Source organism: Streptomyces sp. NPDC049577 (assembly GCF_040675635.1).
In the GTDB taxonomy this organism is placed as follows: Bacteria; Actinomycetota; Actinomycetes; order Streptomycetales; family Streptomycetaceae; genus Streptomyces.
In genome coordinates this window covers 20,818-27,644 of sequence record NZ_JBFAPH010000044.1, presented here as the reverse complement: position 1 = coordinate 27,644, position 6,827 = coordinate 20,818, and the positions used below count along the sequence as shown (strand labels likewise).

5 protein-coding genes are annotated in these 6,827 nt (G+C 72.3%); 4 read left to right on the top strand and 1 reads right to left on the bottom strand.

Going from position 1 to position 6,827, the window contains the following annotated elements; genetic code table 11:
* On the bottom strand, positions 1 to 348 hold a 348-nt coding region (locus AB0K09_RS08400), incomplete at its 3' end, for a trehalase-like domain-containing protein (protein ID WP_366064508.1).
* Positions 349 to 771: 423 nt separating this feature from the next.
* On the opposite strand from AB0K09_RS08400, the gene AB0K09_RS08395 reads away from it, so the two are divergent.
* The 4 genes from AB0K09_RS08395 (at position 772) to ald (ending at position 6,656) form a co-directional block, all read left to right on the top strand.
* Positions 772 to 2,418 (top strand): CTP synthase, encoded by a 1,647-nt coding sequence (locus AB0K09_RS08395; protein WP_366064514.1) that lies wholly within the window; start codon positions 772 to 774, stop codon positions 2,416 to 2,418.
* Between the two features lie 72 nt (positions 2,419 to 2,490).
* Entirely contained in the window at positions 2,491 to 3,117 is a 627-nt protein-coding gene (locus AB0K09_RS08390; RefSeq protein ID WP_366064507.1) for an NUDIX hydrolase, read from the top strand.
* A 176-nt stretch (positions 3,118 to 3,293) separates the two neighbouring features.
* On the top strand, positions 3,294 to 5,369 hold the full coding sequence (locus tag AB0K09_RS08385) for a tetratricopeptide repeat protein (RefSeq protein ID WP_366064513.1): 2,076 nt from the start codon (positions 3,294 to 3,296) through the stop codon (positions 5,367 to 5,369).
* Positions 5,370 to 5,540: 171 nt separating this feature from the next.
* Complete coding sequence (gene ald, locus AB0K09_RS08380; protein ID WP_366064512.1) at positions 5,541 to 6,656, top strand: alanine dehydrogenase; 1,116 nt, start codon at positions 5,541 to 5,543, stop codon at positions 6,654 to 6,656.
* Positions 6,657 to 6,827: the final 171 nt, after the last annotated feature.

The following is a 6,827-nucleotide window of genomic DNA, read 5'->3' as shown; positions in this document are numbered from 1 at the left end:
CACCCGCCCGCTGACCCCCTCGACGATCCGGATCAGCTGCGGCGCGCCGTCGCGCGGCGGCATGAAGTCGATCACCCGGACTGTGCCCCGGGGGGTGTCCCACTCGGATTCGAGCACGAGGGAATCCCCCCGGTACCGACGGCGGTCCGCACGCGGCGGCGCGGCCCCCGAGGGGTGCGCCGGGCCGATGCGCCAGTAACCGTGCTCCTCGGTGCCGAGCAGTCCGGCGAACGCCGCGTGCGAGTCGAATCGGGGGAGGCACAGCCAGTCGGCCGTGCCGTCCCGGCAGACCAGGGCTGCGGTCTGCATGTCGCCGATCAGTGCGTAATCCTCGATACGCCCGGCCACGTCATCTCCAGTCGAACGGCATCGTGACCCCGCGGGGTCCTCTGTGCGGTCAAGCGATCTTCGACGAGCTCTTGTTCCGGAATCTGGGGCGGGATGGTGCCGTCGCCGGCCGGCTCGCTGCGTGTGTCCGAGCAGGATACGACGCGGAGTTGGTACACGCGCGACGGTTGGCCGGGGAATCTGTGCCGAATGGGTGGCCCGGCGGGCGGCCCGGCGCGGGCCCGTGACACAGGGCGGACGGGCCCGTCGCGCCGCGTCACCGGGCGCGCCCACCCCTGGGCGCTGATACCCTGGTAGCCCGTGGAGCGGTGGGCGCCTGGTGACAATTCGGGCGACCCCGAACCGCAGCGACGGCGCCCCGAAGAGACCGGGTGATCGCCGATCCGCACCTCAGCACGCGACCACGGGAGCCCCCCTTTGGCCATTGCCGCAAAGCCCACGACGACCAAGCACCTCTTCGTCACCGGGGGTGTCGCCTCCTCGCTCGGCAAGGGGCTGACCGCCTCCAGCCTGGGCGCGCTGCTCAAGGCCCGGGGCCTTCGGGTGACGATGCAGAAGCTCGACCCCTACCTGAACGTCGACCCGGGCACGATGAACCCCTTCCAGCACGGCGAGGTGTTCGTCACCAACGACGGCGCCGAGACCGACCTGGACATCGGCCACTACGAGCGCTTCCTCGACGTCGACCTCGACGGTTCCGCGAACGTCACCACCGGCCAGGTCTACTCCACCGTGATCGCCAAGGAGCGGCGCGGCGAGTACCTGGGCGACACCGTGCAGGTCATCCCGCACATCACCAACGAGATCAAGCACCGCATCCGGCGCATGGCGACCGATGACGTGGACGTCGTCATCACCGAGGTCGGCGGCACCGTCGGCGACATCGAATCGCTGCCGTTTCTGGAGGCAGTCCGTCAGGTCCGCCACGAGGTCGGCCGCGACAACGTCTTCGTGGTCCACATCTCGCTGCTGCCGTACATCGGCCCGTCCGGCGAGCTGAAGACCAAGCCGACCCAGCACTCCGTCGCCGCCCTGCGGAACATCGGCATCCAGCCCGACGCGATCGTGCTGCGCGCCGACCGCGAGGTCCCCACCGCCATCAAGCGGAAGATCTCGCTCATGTGCGATGTCGACGAGGACGCCGTGGTCGCCGCGATCGACGCCAAGTCGATCTACGACATCCCCAAGGTGCTGCACGGCGAGGGCCTGGACGCCTACGTCGTCCGCCGCCTGGACCTGCCCTTCCGCGACGTCGCCTGGTCCCAGTGGGACGACCTGCTCAAGCGCGTCCACGAGCCCGACCACGAGGTCACCGTCGCGCTGGTCGGCAAGTACATCGACCTGCCCGACGCCTATCTGTCGGTCACCGAGGCGATCCGCGCCGGCGGCTTCGCCAACAAGGCCCGCGTGAAGATCAAGTGGGTCACCTCCGACGACTGCAAGGCCCCCGGCGGCGCCAAGAAGCAGCTCGGCGACGTCGACGCCATCTGCATCCCCGGCGGCTTCGGCGAGCGCGGTGTCGACGGCAAGGTCGCCGCGATCACCTACGCCCGTGAGAACAAGGTCCCGCTGCTGGGCCTCTGCCTGGGCCTGCAGTGCGTCGTCATCGAGGCCGCCCGCAACCTGGCCGGCATCGAGGGAGCCAACTCCACCGAGTTCGACGCGGCCACCGCGCACCCGGTGATCTCCACCATGGCCGAGCAGATGGACATCGTCGCCGGCGAGGGCGACATGGGCGGCACCATGCGCCTGGGCATGTACCCGGCCAAGCTCGCCGAGGGCTCCATCGTCCGCGAGGTCTACGGCGACCAGCCCTACGTCGAGGAGCGCCACCGCCACCGCTACGAGGTCAACAACGCCTACCGCGCGGAGCTCGAGAAGAAGGCCGGCATCCTCTTCTCCGGCACCTCCCCGGACAACAAGCTGGTGGAGTACGTCGAGTACCCGCGCGAGGTCCACCCCTACCTCGTCGCCACCCAGGCCCACCCGGAGCTGCGCTCCCGGCCGACCCGCCCGCACCCGCTCTTCGCCGGCCTGATCAAGGCCGCCGTCCAGCGCCAGCAGGGCTGACCGATACGGTTGCCGGGGCAGGGCCTTCACGGGCCCTGCCCCGGTTTCGCGTTTCACGGAGGTAGTACGCACATGGTCATCAAGGACACCGCCGAATCCTGGCAGGTCACCGAGAGCCGGACGCCGTTCACCGGCAACAAGACCAGCGTGCGCACGGACGCGGTGGTCATGCCGGACGGCTCCACCGTCACCCGCGACTACCAGGTGCACCCCGGCTCGGTCGCCGTCCTCGCCCTCGACGAGGAGGACCGCGTTATCGTCCTCAAGCAGTACCGCCACCCCGTGCGCCAGAAGCTCTGGGAGATCCCGGCCGGTCTGCTCGACGTCCCCGGCGAGAACCCCCTGCACGCCGCCCAGCGCGAGCTCTACGAGGAGGCTCACGTCAAGGCCGAGGACTGGCGCGTCCTCACCGACGTCTACACGACCCCCGGCGGCTGCGACGAGGCCGTCCGCATCTTCCTCGCGCGCGACCTGTCCGTCGCCGAGGGCGAGCGCTTCGAGGTCTTCGAGGAGGAGGCCGACATGGAGCTCGCCCGGGTCTCCCTGCCGGACCTCACGCGGGGCATCCTGGCGGGGGAGCTGCACAACAACTGCCTGGTGGTGGGCGTCCTCTCGCTCCAGGCGGCGCTGGCGGGCGACGGCATCGGCGCGCTCCGCCCGGCGGACGCCGAGTGGCCCGCCCGGCCGTACGAGGCGTAGGCGGCGTGCCCCGGGGCGCGGGGGCGGAGCCCCCGGAACGACAACCCGAATAGGTGATCTTCAATGGCGCCCCACCACGTTCACCCGCCCCCAACGGATCGTGAACTAGGCTCAGCTTCGTCCCACCGCGCACCGTCGGACGGAGTGAACCCGTGGCGCACCCCTTCGTCGGCCGGATGCGCGAACTCAAGGAGCTGCGGGCCGACATCGTCCGGACCGGCCTCGACACGCTCGCCGGCCGCAGGCCCCCGCGCGGACGCGTCCTGCTGATCGCCGGGCGCCCGGGCTCCGGGCGGACCGCGCTCGCCGAGGAGCTGGCCCGGCAGATCGCCGGGGACTATCCGGACGGCGTGGTCCGGGCCCGGCTGACCGGGGCGGACGGGGAGCCCGTTCCCACCGAGCGCACCGCCCGCGCCCTGCTCACCGCCCTCGCCGCGCCCGTCCCCGCGGGCGCGGCGGAGGACGAGCTGACGGAGGCCCTGCGCCGTGCCCTCGACGGCAAGAAGGTGCTGCTGCTCCTGGACGACGCCGGCAGCGCCGAGCAGGTCGACCCGCTGCTGCCCGACGAACCCGGCTGCCTGGTCGTGGCCGTCTCCCGGGGCCCGCTGACCGGGGTGCCGGACGTACGCCCATGCACCCTCGGCGGGCTGGACACCGCGGCCGCCGTCGAGCTGCTGGAGTGGTACGCGGGCCCGACCCGTATCACCTGCGACCCCATGGCGGCCCGGGCGGTCGTCGAGGAGTGCGGGGGCCAGCCCGCCGCGCTGGTCCTGGTCGGCGGCTGGCTGGCGGCCCGCCCCAAGATGTCCGTCCTGGACGTGGCCAAGCAGCTGCTCACGCTGCCGCCGTTGCAGGGCCACGAGGGCGCGGGCCGGCCGCTGGCCCGGGCCTTCTGGCTCGCCTGCGAGGCGCTGTCCCCGGCCTCCGCGCGGTTGCTGCGGCTGCTCGCCCTCGCCCCGGCCGGGCTGGCGGACGCGCACACCGCCTCCGCGCTGGCCGGCTGTTCCTACTCCGCCGCGCAGGCGGCGCTGGAGGAGTTCACCGCGCGGGGCCTGCTGCGTGCCGAGACCCCCGAGGGGCCGTGCGAGGCGTTGCCCGCGCAGTACAGGGTGCCGGGCGCCCTCGCGCCGATGCTGCGCGTCCTGCTGGACGCCGAGGAGCGGCCCGCCGAGGCCGAGCTCGCGCGGGCGCGGATGCTGGAGCGCACGGTCCGGCAGCTGCACTCCTGCCGGGCGGCCACCGAGCGGGACGACCCGGCCGTCCGGCGCCGCGTCGAGGGGCTGCCGCGGCCGTTGCGCTTCCCCTCGCGCGAGGTCGCGGAGGAATGGCTGCGGGCCAGGCTGCCCGCGCTGCTGGCCGCGGCCCGCATGGCCGTGGAGGACGGCCGTCTCGACACGCTCGCCCGCCGGCTGGTCTCCGCGCTGACCCGGGCGCTGACCGCCCATTTCGGTCAGGAGGAGGCGGCCCCCGAGCTGTACGGGCTGCACCAGCTCGTCCTGGACGTGGCCCGGCGCTGCGAGATGCCGCTGGAGAAGGCGGCGGCGCTGCTGAACCTCGGCGACCTCGACACCCGCGGCGGGCGCACCGCCGAGGCGCTCGGCCGCTACCGGGAGGCGCTTCAGGCGGCGCGGGAGGCCGCCGATCCGTACGTCACCAGCCGCGCGCTGGAGTCGATCGCCGCGGCGCACCACGAGCTGGGCGACTGGCAGCGGGCGGTCGACTGGTACCGGCGCGGCCTGGAGCTGCGGCTGACCCGGGGCGAGCTCGCGGACGAGGCCCGGCTGTACGGACGGCTGGCGGCGGTGCACACCGGGGCCGGTCAGTGGTCCGAGGCGCTGCGCGACTGGCGCGGGGCGGGCGCGGCCTGGCGCCGGCTGCGGGACCTCGGCGCGTACGCGCGCACGCTGGGCGAGTCGGCGCTGGTCATGGAGCACGCGGGCCGGTACCGGGAGGCGCTGCGCACCTGCCGGGAGGCGGTGGAGTGCGCGCGGCAGGCGGGGGATCCCCGGCTGGAGGGCGCCCTGGGGCTGCGGCTGGCGGACGTGCTGGAGCGGCTCGGGGACCCGGAGACGGCCGAGCGGCAGCGCCGCGAGGCCGAGCGGCTGCTGGCCGCCCCCGAGGGTGGTGCGCCGCAGGAGACGCGGGCGGCGGGAGAGGCCGGGGGCCCGGGTGAGGGGCAGGTGCCGGGACAGCTGCGCTCCCCGTCGGCGGGGCCCGTCGCGGGAGAGGAGGCGCTGCGGGAGGGCCGTTGAGGGCGACCTAAGAAAACAGTGGCCGTTTACGCAAAGATTGGTGCAATGCAAGGCTAGACAGCGCGCAATCCTTTATTAGACTGGCTACGCCGCGATCGACGCGGTCTGCCCTGGTATGCGCGGCATATCCGGATTAGCCTGTCATTCTCTGATACAAGGACCGTGATCTACGTGAAGGTCGGCATCCCCCGCGAGGTCAAGAACAACGAATTCCGCGTGGCCATCACCCCGGCCGGCGTGCACGAGCTGGTGCGCCACGGCCACCAGGTCTTCGTGGAGAAGGAGGCCGGTCTCGGCTCCTCCATCACCGACGCCGAGTACGTCGACGCCGGTGCCACCATCCTGGACACCGCGGACGAGGTCTGGGCGACCGCCGACCTGCTGCTGAAGGTCAAGGAGCCGATCGCCGAGGAGTACCACCGCCTCCGCAAGGGCCAGACCCTCTTCACCTACCTGCACCTGGCCGCGTCCCGCGAGTGCACCGACGCCCTGCTGCAGTCCGGCACCACCGCCATCGCCTACGAGACCGTCGAGCTGGCCAACCGCGCGCTGCCGCTGCTCGCCCCGATGTCCGAGGTCGCGGGCCGGCTGGCCCCGCAGGTCGGCGCCTACCACCTGATGCGCTCGGCCGGCGGCCGCGGCGTGCTGCCGGGCGGCGTCCCGGGCACCCACGCCGGCAAGGCCGTCGTCATCGGCGGTGGCGTCTCCGGCTGGAACGCCGCGCAGATCGCCGTCGGCATGGGCTTCCACGTGACCCTGCTCGACAAGGACATCAACAAGCTGCGCGAGGCCGACAAGGTCTTCGGCACCAAGGTGCAGACGATCGTCTCCAACGCCTACGAGCTGGAGAAGGCCGTCGTCGAGGCCGACCTCGTCATCGGCGCCGTCCTGATCCCGGGCGCCAAGGCCCCCAAGCTGGTCACCAACGAGCTCGTCGCCAAGATGAAGCCCGGAAGTGTACTTGTCGACATTGCGATCGACCAGGGCGGCTGCTTCGAGGACTCCCGTCCGACCACCCACGCCGAGCCGACCTTCACGGTCCACGACTCCGTGTTCTACTGCGTCGCGAACATGCCCGGCGCCGTCCCGAACACCTCCACCTACGCGCTGACCAACGCCACGCTGCCCTACATCGTCGAGCTGGCGAACCACGGCTGGCAGGACGCGCTCAGCCGCGACGCCGCCCTGGCCAAGGGCCTCAACACGCATGAGGGTCAGGTCGTTTACGGCCCCGTCGCCGAGGCGCACGGCCTTCCGCACGTCGAACTGAGCACCCTGCTCGGCTGACACGGCGGTACGGACGTCAACCCCGTACACCAAGAGCGCGCACCCGGCCGGGCCTTGCCGAGCAAGGCCCGGCCGGGGCTTTTGTCCCCCCTGACGGGCCGTCCGTGAAACTTCCGGGTTATGGCCCGTACACCCTTGACAGAAGCCTGTTCGATTGCCGACACATCGTGC